General features: G+C 75.2%; 16 protein-coding genes. 5 read left to right on the top strand and 11 right to left on the bottom strand.

From position 1 onward, the window contains the following. Positions 1-20: 20 nt before the first annotated feature. The 5 genes from AB0O09_RS08960 to AB0O09_RS08940 form a co-directional block, all read right to left on the bottom strand. Positions 21-1,019 (bottom strand): LacI family DNA-binding transcriptional regulator, encoded by a 999-nt coding sequence (locus AB0O09_RS08960; RefSeq protein ID WP_363540859.1) that lies wholly within the window; start codon positions 1,017-1,019, stop codon positions 21-23. 2 nt (positions 1,020-1,021) lie between these two features. Further along, positions 1,022-1,351, bottom strand: a complete 330-nt coding sequence (locus AB0O09_RS08955) for a DUF4229 domain-containing protein (protein WP_363540858.1) — start codon at positions 1,349-1,351, stop codon at positions 1,022-1,024. A 117-nt stretch (positions 1,352-1,468) separates the two neighbouring features. Beyond that, complete coding sequence (locus tag AB0O09_RS08950) at positions 1,469-2,008, bottom strand: GNAT family N-acetyltransferase (protein ID WP_363540857.1); 540 nt, start codon at positions 2,006-2,008, stop codon at positions 1,469-1,471. 66 nt (positions 2,009-2,074) lie between these two features. Beyond that, the gene (locus AB0O09_RS08945) at positions 2,075-3,385 is read right to left on the bottom strand and encodes an MFS transporter (RefSeq protein ID WP_363540856.1); all 1,311 of its coding nucleotides are present in this window, start codon (positions 3,383-3,385) and stop codon (positions 2,075-2,077) included. A 96-nt stretch (positions 3,386-3,481) separates the two neighbouring features. Further along, on the bottom strand, positions 3,482-4,735 hold the full coding sequence (locus AB0O09_RS08940; protein ID WP_363540855.1) for an MFS transporter: 1,254 nt from the start codon (positions 4,733-4,735) through the stop codon (positions 3,482-3,484). 86 nt (positions 4,736-4,821) lie between these two features. Between AB0O09_RS08940 and AB0O09_RS08935 the strand changes: the two genes are divergently transcribed. Then, complete coding sequence (locus AB0O09_RS08935) at positions 4,822-5,898, top strand: helix-turn-helix domain-containing protein (protein WP_363540854.1); 1,077 nt, start codon at positions 4,822-4,824, stop codon at positions 5,896-5,898. A 296-nt stretch (positions 5,899-6,194) separates the two neighbouring features. On the opposite strand, the gene AB0O09_RS08930 is transcribed toward AB0O09_RS08935, so the two are convergent. Next, the gene (locus AB0O09_RS08930; RefSeq protein ID WP_363540853.1) at positions 6,195-6,668 is read right to left on the bottom strand and encodes an ATP-binding protein; all 474 of its coding nucleotides are present in this window, start codon (positions 6,666-6,668) and stop codon (positions 6,195-6,197) included. A gap of 581 nt (positions 6,669-7,249) precedes the next feature. Between AB0O09_RS08930 and AB0O09_RS08925 the strand changes: the two genes are divergently transcribed. Both AB0O09_RS08925 and AB0O09_RS08920 read left to right on the top strand, forming a co-directional pair. Next, positions 7,250-7,885, top strand: coding sequence for a sigma factor (locus AB0O09_RS08925; RefSeq protein WP_363540852.1), 636 nt, complete (start codon positions 7,250-7,252; stop codon positions 7,883-7,885). Then, on the top strand, positions 7,882-8,994 hold the full coding sequence (locus AB0O09_RS08920; protein ID WP_363540851.1) for a zf-HC2 domain-containing protein: 1,113 nt from the start codon (positions 7,882-7,884) through the stop codon (positions 8,992-8,994). Before AB0O09_RS08925 ends, AB0O09_RS08920 begins: the two co-directional genes overlap by 4 nt. 37 nt (positions 8,995-9,031) lie before the next feature. Here AB0O09_RS08920 and purU read toward each other — a convergent pair whose 3' ends face one another. Both purU and AB0O09_RS08910 read right to left on the bottom strand, forming a co-directional pair. Beyond that, positions 9,032-9,898, bottom strand: a complete 867-nt coding sequence (gene purU, locus AB0O09_RS08915; RefSeq protein WP_344622501.1) for a formyltetrahydrofolate deformylase — start codon at positions 9,896-9,898, stop codon at positions 9,032-9,034. Positions 9,899-10,007: 109 nt separating this feature from the next. Further along, positions 10,008-10,445 carry a hypothetical protein gene (locus AB0O09_RS08910; RefSeq protein WP_344622502.1) on the bottom strand — a complete coding sequence of 146 codons (438 nt, stop codon included), beginning with the start codon at positions 10,443-10,445 and terminating at the stop codon, positions 10,008-10,010. Between the two features lie 264 nt (positions 10,446-10,709). Here AB0O09_RS08910 and AB0O09_RS08905 point away from each other — a divergent pair, with 264 nt between their 5' ends. Beyond that, positions 10,710-12,023 (top strand): ABC transporter substrate-binding protein, encoded by a 1,314-nt coding sequence (locus tag AB0O09_RS08905; RefSeq protein ID WP_363540850.1) that lies wholly within the window; start codon positions 10,710-10,712, stop codon positions 12,021-12,023. 100 nt (positions 12,024-12,123) lie between these two features. Here the strand turns inward: AB0O09_RS08905 and AB0O09_RS08900 are convergent, their stop codons facing one another. Further along, on the bottom strand, positions 12,124-13,218 hold the full coding sequence (locus AB0O09_RS08900; protein WP_363540849.1) for a hypothetical protein: 1,095 nt from the start codon (positions 13,216-13,218) through the stop codon (positions 12,124-12,126). A 275-nt stretch (positions 13,219-13,493) separates the two neighbouring features. Next, on the bottom strand, positions 13,494-14,870 hold the full coding sequence (locus AB0O09_RS08895) for a transcriptional regulator (protein WP_363540848.1): 1,377 nt from the start codon (positions 14,868-14,870) through the stop codon (positions 13,494-13,496). 314 nt (positions 14,871-15,184) lie between these two features. Here AB0O09_RS08895 and AB0O09_RS08890 point away from each other — a divergent pair, with 314 nt between their 5' ends. Then, positions 15,185-15,886 (top strand): bifunctional DNA primase/polymerase, encoded by a 702-nt coding sequence (locus AB0O09_RS08890; RefSeq protein ID WP_363540847.1) that lies wholly within the window; start codon positions 15,185-15,187, stop codon positions 15,884-15,886. A 566-nt stretch (positions 15,887-16,452) separates the two neighbouring features. Here AB0O09_RS08890 and AB0O09_RS08885 read toward each other — a convergent pair. Beyond that, the gene (locus AB0O09_RS08885) at positions 16,453-17,142 is read right to left on the bottom strand and encodes a metal-dependent transcriptional regulator (RefSeq protein WP_030268918.1); all 690 of its coding nucleotides are present in this window, start codon (positions 17,140-17,142) and stop codon (positions 16,453-16,455) included. Positions 17,143-17,293: the final 151 nt, after the last annotated feature.

The raw sequence follows: 17,293 nt of genomic DNA, 5'->3' as shown, positions 1-17,293 counted from the left end.
TGCACCGGGCGGGGCGGCGGTCAGGCCGGGCGGGTGGAGGCGCGGACGACCAGGGTGGTGGGGAGCGGCGGGACGGCGCTGACCGGTTCGCCGGCGAGCAGCGCGGCGAGGGCGGCGACGCCGGTGCGGCCGAGTTCCTCGCCGGGCAGGTCGACGGTGGTGAGCGGCGGGACGAGCAGGCCGGCCACCGGGATGTTGTCGATGCCGACCACCGACACGTCCTCGGGGATCCGCAGGCCCAGTTCGGCGGCGGCCTGGTACAGGCCGGAGGCGACCACGTCGTCGTCGCAGATCACCGCGGCCGGCCGGTCGGGCCGCTCCAGCAGCGTACGGGCGACCGCGCGGGCGGCCTCGGCGCCCTCGTTCAGGCTGACCCCGGCCTCGACGACCTCCAGGTCCGCGGCGGCGGCCTCGAAGCCGGCCTGGCGGGTGCGGAAGGTGTGCGCGGACAGGGTGGAGCGCAGATGGCCGATCCGGCGGTGGCCGCGGGCGGCGAGGTGTTCCACCGCGGCCCGCATGCCGGCCGCGACGTCGAGCTCGACGGTCGGGCGGCCCGGGCTGCGGGCCGGGTCGGCGTCGAGGAAGACCGCGGGGGTGTCGGCGGGGAGTTCACCGAGCTGGCTGTCGTCCGGCGAGCAGATCAGCAGGCCGTCGAAGCGGCCGGCGGTGGCGGCCTCGGCGAGGGTGGCGCCGTCCCAGCCGGAGGAGACGACCACGGCGAGGCCGCGTCGGTGGGCCTCCTCGTGGACACCGGAGAGCACCCGGCCGAAGAAGGGGCCGAGCAGGTTGGGCACCGCGAGCATCACCATGCCGCTGCGGCCGAGCCGCAGTTGGCGGCCGGCGGCCTGCGGCTGGTAGCCGAGGGTGCGGGCGGCCTCGCGGACGCGCTCGCGGGTGGCGTCGGAGACGCGGTGGCCGCCGGCACCGGAGAACACCAGGGAGACGGTGGCCTGCGAGACGCCGGCCAGCCGGGCCACGTCCCGCCCGGTGGGGCGGCGCGGCGGCGCGGGTTCGGCCAAGGTCAGTCCCGGACGGCGGCGCGGGCAGCGTCGTCGGCCGCGTCCTCCTCGGCGTTCTGGTCGGCGATCCGCTGCGCGGTGCGGGTGCGCATGCCGCCGACCTTGTCGACGATCTGCTCGGACATCGCGTCGCGCTGCTTGCTGAGCACGACGTAGCTGATCGGGGCGGACGCCAGGAGCGCGAGCAGGATGAGGAAGACGACACCGCTGCTGCCGGCGACCGGGATCACGCCGAAGCGGCCGAGCAGCACGGCCACCAGCAGGCAGCCGAGGAAGATACTCGCCCGCAGGGAGGTGTAGCGGAGCGTGGCGTGCGGCTTGCGGCTGCTCACGGATGGCGTCCTTCGCGGCTGGGGTACGACGGGTGGCGCGGGCGGGCCGCCAGGGGCGGCCTTCGCCGGGTGCCGGTCTCCCAGTGAAGCATGCCGGACGCCGGCGCCCGCACGGGGTCAGCCGATGTCGGGGCGGAGGTCCAGCCACATGGTGACGTCGTCCCGGTCGTCGCCGGGCCCGACCCGGATCGCCCCGGGCACCCGGCCGACCTCCCGGTAGCCGGAGCGGCCGTAGAAGGCCTCCAGTCCCTGGCCGCCGCGCAGGGTGAGCCGGAGCCCGGCGAGGCCCTCGGCGCGGGCGGTGCGCTCGGCCTCGGCGAGCAGGTCGGCGCCGTAGCCGCGGCCCTGCAGCCCGGGGTGGACCATGACCCGCTGGAGCATCCGCCAGTGGTCCATGAGGTCGAAGCGCACGGAGGTGAGGAAGAGGGCGGCGGCGAGCCGGCCGGTCGTGCGCTCCCGGCCGATCAGCAGCCGGTCGGGCCCGGCCGGGCGGAGCCCGGCGAACTGCTCCTCCGCGGTGGGCCGCACCCGGTCGGCGGTGACCGGGGGGACGAAGCCGACCGCGCCTCCGGCGTTGCTGACGTCTGTCCACAGCGCCACGAGCTCGTCGCGCAGCCCGGGGGTGAGGGCGGGGTCCAGCGCGAAGGACAGCGTCATAGTCGAAGAGGCTATCCGCTCCTTACGGCTGCCGCTCCTCGCTCCTCACGACGGTCGGCCGCGTCCTCAGGCGGCCGCGGCGACCGGCGCACCGCCCGTCCGGGCACCGCCGCGCAGGGCCAGGCAGAGCACCACGGCGACGGCGCACAGCCCGCCCGCCGCGTACCAGGCGAGGTCGTAGTCGCCGAACCGGTCGCGGACGACGCCGGCCAGCCCGGCGACCACGGCGGCGCCGATCTGGTGGGCCGCGAGCACCCAGCCGAAGACGATCGGCGCGTCGGCCCCGAAGTGGCGGCGGCAGAGCGCCACGGTGGGCGGCACGGTGGCCACCCAGTCCAGCCCGTAGAAGATCACGAAGGCCAGGATCGGGGGCTGCAGGGAGTGGCCGAACAGCTGCGGCAGGAAGAGCAGCGACAGACCGCGCAGGCCGTAGTAGACGACCAGCAGCCGCCGGGAGTCGAAGCGGTCGGTGAACCAGCCGCTGGCGATGGTGCCGGCCACGTCGAAGACGCCGACCAGGGCGAGCAGGCTCGCGCCGGTGGTCACCGGCATCCCGTGGTCGTGCGCGGCCGGGATGAAGTGCGTGCCGACCAGGCCGGCGGTGGTCGCACCGCAGATCGCGAAGGAGCCGGCCAGCAGCCAGAAGGCCCGCGACCGGGCGGCCTCCCGCAGCACCCGCAGCGAGCGGGCCAACGCGCTGCCGTCGGTCACCGGCTCGGGCGGCTGCTCGGTGGCGCCGTACGGGAGCAGGCCGACGTCGGCCGGACGCTCGCGCATCAGCAGCAGGACGGGCACCGCGACGGCGGTCGCCGCCAGCGAGACCACGACGACCGCGGTGCGCCAGCCCTGGTGCTCGACCAGCGCGGCGAGCACCGGCATGAAGACCAGGTTGCCGGCCGCCCCGGCGGCGGTCAGCACACCGGTGACCAGTCCCTGCCGGGCCTGGAACCAGCGGCCGGTGACGGTGGTGGCGAAGGCACCGGCCATCGACCCGCTGCCGAGGCCGACCAGCACGCCCCAGCAGAGGATCAGCTGCCAGCTCTCCGTCATCAGGACGGTGAGGCCGGCGCCGGTGGCGATGGTCAGCAGGGCGCTGACCACGATCAGGCGGATGCCGAAGCGGTCCATCAGCGCCGCGGCGAACGGCGCGGTCAGGCCGTACAGCGTGAGGTTGACCGAGACGGCGCTGCCGATGGTGGCGTGCGACCAGCCGAACTCGGCGTTCAGGGCGTCCATCATCAGGCCGGGCGCGGAGCGGAAGCCGGCCGAGCCGAGCAGGACGACCAGGGCGACGCCGGCCACCACCCAGGCGTAGTGCAGGCGGGGCGGGCGGGCGCCGGCGGGGGCGGCGGGTCTGCGGGTGCTCAGATCGGTCACCGGACGAGTGTCCCGGGCGGGGACGGCCGCGAACGAGTGGCCTGACCGCCAGCTTTCGTCAGGATCGGGCCAAACGGCCGGCCGCCCCGCCCCGGCTCAGCGGTCGGCCACCCGGCGCAGGTTCCGGATCGGCCGGACGAGCAGCAGCGTGGCGACCACCAGCACCGCGACCGCCGCACCCGTGAACAGCACCGCCCGCGGGCCGAAGGCCCCGGAGGCGGGGCCGGCCAGGGCGGAGCCGACCGGCGCCATGCAGACCGACCCGGCGACCTCGTAGGCGTGGATCCGGTTGAGCACCTCGGCCGGCACCTGGGTCTGCACGCTGGTGGCCCACATGACGCTCCAGAAGGTGGCGCCGACGCCGGTGACCAGGAAGCACACCGCGAGCACCGGCACGGGCAGCCCGAGGGCGATGCCGAGCGGGGTGAGCGGGAAGGCCAGCATCGCCAGCGCCCCGCCGCGCAGCGGGTGCTGCGGCCGGACGCGGATGGCGAGCAGTCCGCCGAGCACGGTGCCGGCCCCGAAGACGGCGTTCAGCACGCCGTACGCCGTGGAGCCGTGCGCGGGGACGATCAGGCCGGCGGCGATCGGCTGCAGCGGGCCGAAGCAGATCGCGCTGTGGAAGAACCAGATCACGATGACGCCCCACATCCAGGTGCGGGCGCGGAACTCGTGCCAGCCCTCGACCAGGTTCCGCCAGAGGCTGTCGCCGGGCGGCGGCGCCGGCGCCGGGCCGAGCCGCAGGGCGAGCAGGCAGCCGGCGCTCAGGGCGTAGGCGCAGGCGGCGACCACCATCACCCAGCCGGTGGCGGCGGCCCCCGCCAGCAGGCCGGCCACCGCCGGACCGAGCAGGACGGTGAGTGCCTCGGAGGTGCGCAGCACCCCGTTGGCGCCGTGCACGTCGCGGGCGGTCAGCGGGACGGTGGAGGCGGCGCCGGGCTGGAACATCGCGGCGGCGGTGCCGGCCACCGCGAGCAGGGCGTACAGCTGCCAGAGCCGGTCGACGCCGGTGAAGAACAGCCAGGCCATCAGCACCCGGGTGGTCAGGTTGAGCAGGTCGGCGGCGATCATCAGCCGGCGCGCGGTGAAGCGGTCGGCGAGCACCCCGCCGATCAGCACCAGGCCGGCGAAGGGGGCCATCAGGAAGGCCATGGCGTAGCCGACGCTGCCGAGCGGGTGGCCGGCGCCGATCAGGCCGGCCGCGACGGCGACCGGGAGCATGGCGTCGCTGAGCAGGCCGGAGCTGCGGGCGGTGAAGTAGAGCCGGAAGTTGCGGGTCCAGATGGCCGGTCCGGCATCCGGTGCGGGGGCGGTGACGGCCGGGGCGGGCGCGGGTCTCAGTTCGGGCACGACAGCAGTTTTGGTCCAGACCACTTCCGCGGGCCAGTGGTTTCCGGGTCACAATGTGGCACCGCCCCGCGCGAAGGGAGACCAGGATGGCAGGGGCCGCGCGGCAGCACCGGGTTGCGGTGCTCGCACTGGACCGGGTGATCGCCTTCGAACTGGCCATCCCGGCAAGGATCTTCGAGTCGGCCAAGGGCCCGGACGGCCTCCCGCTGTACCGGGTGGCCACCTGCACCGTGGACGGCGGGCCGGTCGCCACCAGCACCGACTTCCGGGTCGCGGTCGACCACGGCCCCGAACTCCTCGCCGAGGCCGACACCGTGGTCGTCCCGGCGCAGCAGGACGGCCCCGGCGACGTGGTGAACGGTGTCCTCGACCCGCGGATCGCCGCCGCCCTGGCGGTGATCCGCCCCGGCACCCGGCTGGTGTCGATCTGCACCGGCGCCTTCGTGCTGGCCGCGGCCGGCCTGCTCGACGGCCGCCCGGCCACCACCCACTGGGCGTACACCGAGCGCTTCGCCCGGATGTTCCCGCGGGTGCGGCTGGACCCGGACGTGCTCTTCACCGACGACGGCGACGTGCTGACCTCCGGCGGGGTCGCCGCGGGCGTCGACGTCTGCCTGCACCTGGTGCGCCGCGACCACGGCAGCGCGGTCGCCAACGCGGTGGCCAGGACCTGCCTGGTGCCGCCGTGGCGGGAGGGCGGGCAGAAGCAGTACGTGGCGACGCCCGGGCCCGATCCGCTGCAGGGCGGGTCCGGCACGGCCGCCGTCCGCGCCTGGGCGCTGGAGCACCTGGACCGGCCGCTGCCGCTGGGCGAACTGGCCGCCCGGGCGGGCACCAGCGTGCGGACCTTCACCCGGCGCTTCCGCGAGGAGACCGGGAGCAGCCCGGGCGAGTGGCTGGCGCTGCAGCGCACCGACCTGGCCCGGCGGCTGCTGGAGGAGACCGACCTGTCGGTGGACCAGGTGGCCCGGCGGGCCGGGTTCGGCACCGCGGCCTCGATGAGGCTGCACCTGCGCGGCCGGCTCGACGTCGCGCCGAGCGCCTACCGGCGGACCTTCCGCACCACGGAACCCGCGCCGCGCCGCTCGCCGGACGGTGCCCCGCCGCGCACGCCCCGAGCACGGCACGCCGGGACACCGCCCGAGCGGACGCGCGAGCCCTGAACCCGCGCGCCTGCGCTCCGCACTCGCCGAGGAGGCCTGCGGGCGGTCGGCAGCCGGTCCCCCTGATGTGCTGGCACCACCCGGGCTCCCCTCGGCGTCCCCTCGCGACGGAGCTGCACCCAAGCGTGATCAGTCGGATACGTCACGTCAATGGCTTGTCGTAAATTCGGCGAGGTTGCGGCGCATCGGCCGGAATGCGGAGCACGGCCGGGCCGGTGCGGACGGCCCGTGCGCTCCGGGTGCACCGGTGCGCACGGCGGTCCCGGGCGGGGGCGCGGCCCGCGGACGCCGGGCGGTCAGAGCTGCCGGACGAGTGCGTCGAAGACGGGCACCGCGGCCGGGACGGGCGCCTCGGCGGCCGGGTCGATCTCGCACCAGACCCGCTTGCCGGAGCCCTCCGGGTACCAGCCCCAGCGCACGCAGAGCAGCTCGACCAGCTCCAGGCCGCGGCCGTTGGTGGCGTCCCGGCCGGCGTGCCTCGGGGCGGGCGCCGTCCGGCTGGCATCGGCGACCTCGACCCGCACCGGCGATGAGGCGGCGTCAGGCGACGCGGCGTCGGCCACCGGCATGGTGAGTCTCAGCACGGCCGGACAGCCGGTGTGCACCACGGCGTTGGTGACGAGTTCGGAGACGACCAGCACCAGGGTCTCGGCGATCGGCGCGTCCGGGTCGAGCCCGTGCCCCTGAAGCCTGGTCCGTACCCACCGGCGCGCCCTGCCGACCTCCGCCGGGTCCGCCTGGACCGCCAGCTGCACCTGAAGTACCTGCACCGCTCCACCACCCGCACTCGGTAATCGGCCACCCACACCCTGCCGCCCGGCCCGGGCGGCAGCGCCTTCATCACACCGGTCGGCCGGCCGCGCTCGGCCGGTCTGCCTGGTCGGATTACCCATGGCTTCGACACGAATACGCCTCAGGATGATTCGACCGGGTGGTCGCAGCAAGCGCTTCGGGCATATTCCAGCGATCGGGGGACAGCTCGGTGCATACTGTCCCGCTCACCCTGACGAGCGTCGCACCGACGATCGTCCGGCCGGGTCGGGGCCTGTGCACGAGCACAACGACGGTACCGCCAGAGCGGCCGTCCGGGGCGCCCGCCACGAGCGAACCACCCTTCCCACATCTGTCCGAACCGGCCGTCGCCGCCGGGGTACCGGCAGGATCTGACGGGGTGAAACTTCCCGTCCCCTCATTTCCGCATTTCACCCGGCGGGTGCGCGGTCTTGGATACCGTGGTCGCAGGCATGGCCCGTCGGCCGGCGTGCCCGGGCGGGCGCGGTGCGGCCGGCGCCGGCGACACGCCGGGGAGAGCGGGGAGGGACACCCTCGTGAGCAGAGAGCGCGGCACCGCATGAGCAGTTCCGACGAACGTCTCGCGCTCCGCCTCGTCCGCGGCGAGGAGACGGCGCTCGGCGAGCTGTACGACCGGTTCGCGCCGCTCGTGCACGGCCTCGCGCTGCGCGTCCTCGACGACCAGGACGCCGCCGAACAGCTCACCCGCGACGTCTTCGCCCAGGTCTGGACGGACCCGGACCGCTGGCACCCCGAACAGGGCACCCTGCGCTCCTGGCTGGGCCGGCTCACCCACCGCGGCGCGGTGGCGCGGCTGCGCGAGGGCTGCGGCGACGAGCACGAGATCGCCGCCCGGTCCGCCGCCGCCGGCGCCCACCACGCCGTCGCCTCGCTGCCCGACCCGCTGCGCGAGGCCATCGCCCCCGGCCACCACGAGGGCCGCACCTACCGGGACACCGCCCGCCGGCTCGGGATCGGCGAGAGCGCGGCCAAGCACCGGATGCGGCTCGGCCTGCAACTGGTGGCCGGCGAACTCGCGGCCTCCCACGACGTGGCCCGCGACGGCCGCCACGGCGGCGTCCGCGGCGGCGTCCGCGGCGCCGTCCGCACGGGCAGCCACGCGGACGCCCTGGACGGCGCCCGCCCGGAGCCGGTCCCGGAGCCCGTACCGGCGGCCGGACGGCCGGGGCCGTGACGGCGCCCGGGCGGCACGAGGCGCTGCGCTCCCTGCTGGGGGCGTGGGCGCTCGGGGCCTGCCCGCGGGAGGAGGCCGCCGAGGTCGACCGGCACCTCGCCGGCTGCCCGGAGTGCGCCGAGGAGGCGGCCCGGCTGAGCCGTGCCGCCGCCGAACTCACCCCCGACGAACCGCTCGACCTCTCGGCGACGCTGCGCCGCCAGGTGCTCGACTGGTGCCTGGCCCGCCGCCCGGCGGAGCTGCCGATCCCGGCCTGGGCGGCCCCGTACGCCGCGGAGAGCGCCAAGCTGGACGCCCTGCTGAGCGACCTCGGCCCGGCCGAGTGGCAGGAGGTCGCCGAACTGCCGTGGCACGGCGGGGTGCAGCGCTGGCGGGCGGCCGAGGTGATCTGCCACCTGACCGCGGTGGACGGCTACCTCGCCCGCACGGTCGGCCTGCCCGACCCGCTGGGCGGTGCCCGTCCGCCGATGGTCGGGCGGCGTCCGCCGACGCCCCGGGTGCCCGGGCAGGGCGGGCCCGCCGACGTGCTGGACCGCACCCTGGCCCTGATCACCGCGGCCGGCGGCGACGACCCGGAGCAGGTGCGCCTGCGCTGGCGGGGGCAGAGCCGGGAGCTGCTGCGGGCCGCCTCGGCGGGCGGCGGCGACGGCGGCGCTCCGGTGGACTACGGCTTCGCCGTGTTGCCGCTGCGCGACGCCTTCCTGGACCGCGCCTTCGAGTGCTGGATCCACGGCGACGACATCGCCCGCGCGGTGGACTACCCCTATCCGCCGCCCGCCCCGGCGCACCTGCACCGGCTGATCGACCTCGGGGCGCGGATACTCCCCCGGCTGTTCGCCGCCCGCCGGGCGCAGCCCGTCCCGGCCGGCTCGCCGGGACGCTCGCTGCGGCTGGTCATCGACGGGCCGGCGGCCGGCGAGTGGCTGATCCCGCTGGACGGGCGCGGCGGGGTCGCCGAACCGGTCGCGGAGATGGCGTTGGACGGCCTGGAGTTCTGCTACCTGGCTGCGGCCCACCGCGACCCGGACCTGATCCCGGTCGGGCGGGAGGGCGACCGGGAGGCGATCCGGCAGGTGCTGCACGCACTGCCGCTGCTCTCCCGGCCCTGACGGGCGCCGGGGCCGCGGGCCGGGCGCCCGGGCGGGCTCAGGCGAAGACGACCGTGCGGCTGCCGTTGAGCAGGACCCGCCGCTCGCTGTGCCACTTGACGGCCCGGGCGAGCGCCTGGCACTCGACGTCCCGGCCGATCGCGACGAGCTGCTCCGGGGTCACGTCGTGGGTCACCCGGGCCACCTCCTGCTCGATGATCGGGCCCTCGTCGAGGTCGGCGGTGACGTAGTGCGCGGTGGCGCCGATCAGCTTCACCCCGCGGGTGTGCGCCTGGTGGTACGGCTTGGCGCCCTTGAAGCTCGGCAGGAAGGAGTGGTGGATGTTGATCACCCGGCCGGAGAGCTCCTTGCAGAGGTCGTCCGAGAGCACCTGCATGTAGCGGGCGAGCACCACCAGGTCGACGTTCTCCTCGGCGACCAGGTCCAGCAGCCGGCGCTCGGCCTCGGCCTTGGTGTCCCGGGTGACCGGGACGTGGTGGAACGGGATCCCGTAGGACTCGGTGAGCTCGCGGAAGTCCGTGTGGTTGGAGACCACGGCGGCGATCTCCACCGGGAGGGCGCCGATCCGGGTGCGGAAGAGCAGGTCGTTCAGGCAGTGGCCGAACTTCGACACCATGAGCACGACACGCATCCGCTCGGCGGTCGAGTGGATGTGCCAGTCCATGTGGAAGGAGGCGCCCACGGCGGCGAAGCTGGCCCGCAGCTTCTCCGCGGTGACCTGCCCGGCGGCGGAGAAGTGCACCCGCATGAAGAACAGCCCGCTGTCGGCGTCGCCGAACTGCTGGCTGTCGATGATGTTGCACCCGGTCATGAAGAGGTAGCTGGAGACCGCGTGCACGATCCCCTGCTTGTCCGGACAGGACAGCGTGAGGACGTACTGGGCGCCGGCCTTCTGCTCTTCCACGTGCGGGTTCCTCCACTCGCTCACGACGGACGGCCAAGCGTGTCACATTCCGGACGCCCGGCGCGCCGCTGACCGGACTGCGGGACGCCGCCGCGCGCCGGGCGGCCGGTCAGGCCGCCTGCGTCATGATCCGCAGCACCTCCAGGCTGCGCGGCGGGGTGTCCGGGTCCTCGCCGTCGTTGACCGCGAACAGGACGTGGGCCTCCCGGGCGGCCGCGACCGCCTCGGGCCACAGCTGGTGCCCGAGGTAGGAGACGGCGGGGGCGTCCGCACCGACCTGGTGCAGCACCCGCAGGACCCGGAGCACCGCGGCGTCCAGGGCGGCGGCCTCGGCGGCGTCCCGGACGACGGTGCCGATGTACTTCTCGGCGGACCAGCGGTCCAGCCAGCTGTCCTCGACCAGGCGGTAGACGGCGTCGGTGACGTCGCCGTAGCCGTCCAGGCCGGCCAGCCAGGTGTGCTGCTGGAAGGACGGGTCGGAGAGCATGTGGAGCGCCGAGCGGATGCGGGCCCGCCAGCGCCACCACGGGAGATCGTTGAGCGGCATGCGGCCCATCGTGCTGGAGCGGCGGCCGCCGCGAGAAGAGGTGTTGGCGGACCGATACGAAGAATCTGTGGAGTCGGACATCGTGCCTCGATCGTACGTGCCGCCGCCGACCGCCGGGTCTACACGCGTCACCCCCCGGAGTTCCGCCCCCGTTGGCCTCGCGTTCGCTTTTCGTCCCTCTCGGCGTGCGAACCGAGGTCAAGGCTTGATTTCGGCCGAATCACAGTGCGGCCGTGGGTGTGTACCCGGGAGGGGAGAGTCACCATGAGGCGGAACGGATCGCCCGACGACCATCGGCCCGCCGGCCGGCAGAGCACCGGACTCCGGCGGACCCGCCGCAGAGCGGGCGTCCTGGCCGCGGCGGCGGCCCTCGTCCCCGCGGTCTTCGCCACCTCCGCCTGCGGCGGACCGGCGGACGCCGCCTCCGCCTCGGGCGACCTGACCGTGATGACCTGGGCGCCCTCCGGCACGGGCTCGGCGGACCGGCCCGGCATGACCGCGCTCGCCGAGGCGATCGGGCGCGAGATCAACGCCAAGGGGGGCCTGCACGGCCGCACGCTGCGCGTGCTGACCTGCAACGAGCACAACACCGCCGACGGCGTCACCGCCTGCGCCCGGCAGGCGATCGACGCGAAGGCCGTCGCGGTGGTCGGCTCCTACAGCCAGTACGGCGGCAGCTTCGTCTCCACGCTGGAGCAGGCCGGCATCCCCTACCTGGGCGGCTACGGCCTGTCGACGCCGGAGTTCAGCAGCCCGCTGTCCTACCCGGTGGCCGGTGGCACGCCCGCGCTGATCGCCGGCAGCGGCCGCCAGCTGGTCGAGGCGGGCTGCAAGTCGGTCGCGCTGATCCGCCCGGACACCCGGGCCGGCGACACCCTGGTCGGCTACCTGGACGCCGCGCTGCGGCCCGCCGGGATCCGGCTGACCGACGTCAAGGCGCCCGAGCGGTCCAACGACTACACGCCGATCGCCCAGAAGGCCATCGGCGACGACCGGAACGGCAACTGCGTCACGGTCGCGCTCGGCCCCGAGCCGACCTCCAACCTGCTCGACCCGTTCCGCCGGCTCGGCCCCAAGCACACCGTGCTGGCCTCGGTGATCGGCAGCTTCCAGCAGTCCGTGGTGGACTCCACCGGCGGCGACGGCGGGCCGCTCGGCGGCGCCTACGCCACCGGCTGGTTCCCGCCCGAGTCCTCGCCCGTGTGGGACGCGCTGCGCGGCACCGTCCGCAGCTACGGCAGCGGCGACACCGCGATCGACGTCGCCGACCCCGGCGTGCAGACCACCTGGGTCGCCTACGAGGTGCTGCGGGCCGCCGCCAACCGGGTCGAGGCCGGCAAGCCGCTCACCGCCAAGACGCTGCGCGGCGTGCTGGACGGCGGCGACCCGATCGAGACCAACGGCGCCACCCCGCCGCTCAGCTGGGGCATGACCAACATGCTCGCCAGCGCGGACTCGCCGCGGCTGGTGAACACCTCGGTCACCTTCCAGCACGTGCAGGGCGGCCGCCTGGTCGAGCAGCACAAGGGCTTCGTCGACGTCCGCTGGGTGCTCGCCGGGGGCAAGGCCCCGTCCTGACGGCGGCGGGCACCCCGGCGGACGGCGAGGGGCGGACGGGATCACTCCCGTCCGCCCCTCGGCGTTCTGCGGCCTGCGGCCTCCGGCCGCGGCCCGCGGCTCAGAGCTCCGTCTTGTCCTTGTTCGGCAGCCCGGCCTGGCCCGCGATCGCGTTCCACAGCGAGGAGGCCTTCTCCTTCGCCCCGGTCGCCGTGCCACTGGCCTCGGTGGCCGTCTTCAGGTGCTGATTGTTCTTGATCGCCGCCGGGTCGCAGCCCGCCGCGGCGTCGCCCGCCCAGGCCGCGTACTCGGTGTCCGCGGTGGCCGAGGCCTGCCAGGCCCGCTGCAGCTGGGAGGTCAGCTCCGCGCCGCCGGCCAGCTTGTCGACCTTCAGCGCGCCGAGCTTGGTCACCAGGCCCTGCCGCTGCGCGGCCGCGTCGGTCAGCGCCGCCCGCGACTCCGGCAGCTTGTCGCACCTGCCGACGGCCGCCACCGCGCCGACCACGGCCTGACGGCTGGCACTGGCGGTGCCCAGCAGGTCGGAGAGCGCCTTGGCCTGCTCCTTGGCCTCCGGGGTCATGCCACCGGTGCCGGCGGTCGCCGGGGCGCCGCTGGACGCCCTGGCCACCGGCGTCGTCCCGGTGCCGGACGGGTCGTCGTCGCCACCGCTCATCAGCACCGCGACGAGGATGCCCGCCGCCGCGCAGCCCGCGATCACACCACCGATGACGATCTTGTTGGACGGCCGGTCGGAGCGGGCGGCCGCCCGGCCGCCCGGCTCGCCGTGGCCGGGGACGGCCGGCGGCGCGGCCGGGGCCCCGGGGAAGGACTGGCCTCCGAAGGTCTGCTGGCCGCCGTAGCCGGGCTGCGGCACGGCCTGCTGCGGCTGCGCCTCCGCCGGGAAGCCCCCGCCGAAGGTCTGGCCGCCGTACGGCTGCTGCTGCCCGCCGAAGGCCTGCTGGCCGCCGTAGGACTGCCCGCCGTAGCCGGGCTGACCCGGCGTCGCCTGACCCGACGTCTGCGGGGCCCCGCCGACCGAGGGGTCCGTGGTCGGGTACGGCGGCAGGTACTGCGTCTCCGGCGCGTGCTCGACCGGGGCCGCGGGCTGGGCGGCGCCGGGCGGCGGCCCCCAGTACTCGGGGCCGCCCTGGCCCGGCACCGGCGGTGCGGCCTGCGGCACCGGCTGCTGGACGGGCGGCGCCTGCTGTGCGGGCACGCCCGGCTGACCCTGCTCCCCTCCGGACTCCGGCCTGAACAGATCGTCCAGATTGAAGTCGCTGGAGGAATGGGAGTGGGAGAAGCGGCGCTGGCTCAACGCGATTCCTCACCTGTGCCGCGCGCTCGCTGACGGCGGACCACAACTGCTCGACGACCTGGGTAACGCTGCATAGCACGCCCACGCTACCCGGTCACCTGCACGGGTGACTACGCAGGGAGGGCGTTCCTCACCCGCTCCTCACGAAGCGAGGGGGCCCGCCGCCCCCTCCGCCGCTACGCCGCCTCCCCCGCCAGCCTCGCCTGGAACTCCCGGACGACCCGGTGCTCCCGGTACGGCTCCAGCCTGCTGCGGAAGTCGTGCAGGTACTCCACCCCGCGGTTCGAGCGCAGACCGCTCAGCAGCCGCACGGCCTGCGTGCCCGTCTCGCAGGCCCGCTCGACCTCGCGCTGCTGCAACTGCGCCGTCGCCAGCAGGACGAGGTCCACCGCGCGCCGGCGCACCCGGCTCACCGGATGCAGTTCCAGCGCGGTGCGGGCGTACGCCTCCGCCTTCGCGCCCTGTTCGAGGTCCCGGTGGCAGTGCGCGAGCTCGTCGGCGAGGTAGGCCTCGTCGAAGTGCACGATCCAGTCCGGGTCGTCCGCCGGGTTGCGGTGCGTCATCGCCTCCTGGGCCTTGGCCGCCACCGCCTCGCAGGACCGGGCGTCGCCGAGCAGTGCGTGGCCGCGCGCCTCGGCGGCGTAGAACATCGCCATCGCGGTCGGGGTGGCGACCGCACGGGCGCCCTCCTGGGCGGCCCGGGCGAGCTGGGCGATCTCCCGCGGGTTGCCGAGGGTGGCCGCCAGGTGGCTCATGGAGGCGGCGAGCACGTAGCCGCCGTAGCCGCGGTCGTCGGCCGCCTGGGCCAGCCGCAGCGCCTGGATGTAGTAGCGCTGGGCCAGCCCCGGCTGACCGGTGTCGACCGCCATGTAGCCGGCCAGCTCGGTCAGCCGCGCGACGGCGGCGAAGAGCTGACGTCCCGTCTCGTCCCGGTAGCCGCCGGAGAGCAGGTTGGACACCACGCTGTTGAGGTAGTGCACCACGACCGGGCGGACGTGGCCGCTGCCGAAGCGGTGGTCCAGCTCGACCAGCATCTGGGTGGTGGCCCGGACGGCGGCGACGTCGGTCGGGCCGACCCGGGTGGCGCCGGCCCGGGCGACCACCGGGTCCGGCGGGGTGATCAGCCAGTCCCGGCTGGGCTCCACCAGGGCGGAGGCCGCCACCGCGGCCCCGGCCAGGAAGTCCCGCCGGCCGACGTCGCTGCGCCAGAGCTCGCAGACCTGCTCCAGCGCGGCGTTCAGGTTGGGTGCGAACTGCAGGCCCACGGCGGAGCTGAGGCCCTTGCCGTCGGCCATGCCGATCTCGTCCACGGTGACACCGCGGCCGAGCTTGCGGCCGAGCGCCTCGGCGATGACGGCGGGCGCCTGGCCGCGCGGCTGCTGGCCGCGGAGCCAGCGGGCCACCGAGGTCTTGTCGTAGCGCAGGTCCAGGCCGTGCTCCGCGCCGCAGAGGTTGACCCGGCGGGCCAGGCCCGCGTTCGAGCAGCCCGCCTCCTGGATCAGCTGCTGCAAGCGCTCGTTGGGCTCTCGTGCGACGAGTGGTCTCGCGGCCATGGACTTCGCCTCCCCAACGCCCCCGGCCCTGACCGCGGGGCGACGATTCTGCTGCTGGTGCGTGCGCCGGCGGCGGGAGCGCGACCTGCCCCCGGCCGGCAACCCGGCGACACCAGCGGAATACCCAGGGTGACGCATCCACTCCCCACGCGCCCTGATGAATGCCCCTGTGCGCCCCCATTGCGCCCGTTACCGCCCCCGGAACGGCGGTCGACACGACGGCCGGCTCACCGTCGAGGGTGACATCGGCGGCGCCCTGCTGACCACCCGCCGTCCGACCGTAACCGCCTTCACGCACGGTAGTTGAGCACCACGTGGACAACAGCCCAGGAGCCCGTGAGCAGGGTCCGCCCCCGCTCCTCATCGAAGCCGTCAGTTACGCGGAGGACCGCCACTGGGAGGTCGTCCCCGGCACGTGGCTGGTCGACGGCGACGGACCGGCGCACTGCTCGTGCGGCGACCTCCGGTGCGCGCTGCCGGGCGCCCACCCGGCGGAGGAGGACTGGCGCCGCCGGGCCAGCGCGGGCCCGGGCGTGGTGCGCCGCTGGTGGACGGAGCGCCCCGAGGCCTCCGTCCTGCTGCCCACCGGGAGCTCCTTCGACGTGCTGGACGTACCGGAGGTGGCGGGCTGCCTGGCGCTGGCCCGGATGGAGCGGATGGGGCTCCAGCTCGGCCCGGTGGTGGCCGTCCCGGCGGTGGCCGGGCGGGCCGGCCGCCGGCTGCACTTCCTGGTGCTGCCCGGGGTGGCGGCCAAGGTCCCGGAGATGCTCCGCAAGCTGGGCTGGGCACCCGGCCGGCTCGACCTGGTGGCCCGCGGCGAGGGCGACCACGTGGTGGCGCCGCCGTCCCGGATCGGCCCCTACGGCTTCGCCCAGTGGGCGCGCCCGCCGTCCGCGATGAACCGCTGGCTCCCGGACGCCGCCGAACTGATCAATCCGCTCGCCTACGCCTGCGGACGGGAGGCCCTGCAGCCGCTCCGGCCGCAGCCGGGGCCGGCCGTGGCGGCCGTCCGCTGAACCGGGCCTGACGGGAATTCACCCGTCCGCCGATCGCCGCCCTGCTCCTATCGGGTGAGGGCGGGAACCGCGCGACACCCTCGCGCGCATCCGGCGGGCCCCGCCCCTCACAGGGGGCGGGGCCCGCCTGACGCGTCTGCGCCCTGAGGCGGGGGTGTACCCGCTGGTCAGCGCGGCAAGCCTGCTCGTTCGGGTGACAACTCTCAAGGATTGGCGGGACCTGCCGAGGGGAGAAATTCCGGCGGGAGGACGCACGGCGGCAGCACGAGAGGGGGCACGGACCCGGGGGGCCGGGAGGGGCGTTCGGTCGGGGAAGCCGGACGCGGGGAAGGGGGATCGGGGGCTGCGGCACCGTCCCAGCTCGGGGTGGCCGGTGCCGTGGTCGTTCGGGGAACAGGGAGGGAGCAGGGAGGGAACCGAGGGGGACGGGTGGGGCGCGACAGGGGCCCGGTGCCGGGGAGCACCGGGCCCCTGACGCGGTGAGGAACCGCGGGCACGCCGAAGGCCGGCCCGGCGCACGGGGCGCGGCCGGGTCGCGGACCGGAGCCCGGGAACGGGCCCGGGGTCTAGGCCTGGGCGACGAAGACGTGGGCGGCGATGTCCTTGCCGAGTTCGGCCGCGCCCTCGCCGGCGCCGACCAGGACGCCGCCGGCGGCCGGGGCGACCTGGACGGTGGCGCCCGGACGGACACCGGCGCGGCGCAGGGTGCGCATCAGCTCCTCGTCGGTCTGGATCGGCTCGCCGATCCGGCGGACGACCACGCTGGCGCTGCCGCTGCCGGCCACCGAGTCGAGGGTGAGCAGGGCCGCGTCGAAGCCCTCCCCCTCGGCCTTGGTGTCGCCGAGCTCGTCCAGTCCGGGGATCGGGTTGCCGTACGGGGACTGGGTCGGGTGGCCGAGCATGGCGAGCACCTTGCGCTCGACCGTCTCGCTCATCACGTGCTCCCAGCGACAGGCCTCCTCGTGGACCTGCTCCCACTCCAGGCCGATCACGTCGACCAGCAGGCACTCGGCGATCCGGTGCTTGCGCATGACGCGGACGGCGAGCCGGCGGCCCTCCTCGGTGAGTTCCAGGTGGCGGTCGCCCGCGACCCGCAGGAGGCCGTCACGCTCCATCCGCCCGACGGTCTGGCTGACCGTGGGACCGCTCTGCTCCAGGCGCTCCGCGATGCGGGCGCGCATCGGGGTGATGCCCTCCTCCTCCAGTTCGAGGATGGTGCGGAGGTACATCTCCGTGGTGTCGATCAGGCCAGACATCGCCGCTGGTCTCCGTTCTTCGGTGTCCTCACCGCCAATTCTGGCGTACCGCAGTGTCAACAGGAGCCGGTCGTGGTACATGCCCGGCTCTTTTCATCGCTGTTGACAGCGGACCGCCGCAGGCAGCACCGTGCTCGCCGTATCTTCCTCC

This window comes from Kitasatospora sp. NPDC093679 (assembly GCF_040683455.1).
Taxonomy (GTDB): Bacteria; Actinomycetota; Actinomycetes; order Streptomycetales; family Streptomycetaceae; genus Kitasatospora; species Kitasatospora arboriphila.
The sequence above is the reverse complement of the archived record's forward strand: the minus strand, read 5'-3'. Positions and strand labels throughout refer to the sequence as shown.

Coding starts and splice junctions, on each gene's coding strand:
- AB0O09_RS08950 (WP_363540857.1), bottom strand. CDS start 2,008: ATGACGCTGTCCTTCGCGCTGGACCCCGCCCTCACCCCCGGGCTGCGC.
- AB0O09_RS08935 (WP_363540854.1), top strand. CDS start 4,822: ATGGCAGGGGCCGCGCGGCAGCACCGGGTTGCGGTGCTCGCACTGGAC.
- AB0O09_RS08925 (WP_363540852.1), top strand. CDS start 7,250: ATGAGCAGTTCCGACGAACGTCTCGCGCTCCGCCTCGTCCGCGGCGAG.
- AB0O09_RS08910 (WP_344622502.1), bottom strand. CDS start 10,445: ATGCCGCTCAACGATCTCCCGTGGTGGCGCTGGCGGGCCCGCATCCGC.
- AB0O09_RS08905 (WP_363540850.1), top strand. CDS start 10,710: ATGAGGCGGAACGGATCGCCCGACGACCATCGGCCCGCCGGCCGGCAG.
- AB0O09_RS08895 (WP_363540848.1), bottom strand. CDS start 14,870: ATGGCCGCGAGACCACTCGTCGCACGAGAGCCCAACGAGCGCTTGCAG.
- AB0O09_RS08885 (WP_030268918.1), bottom strand. CDS start 17,142: ATGTCTGGCCTGATCGACACCACGGAGATGTACCTCCGCACCATCCTC.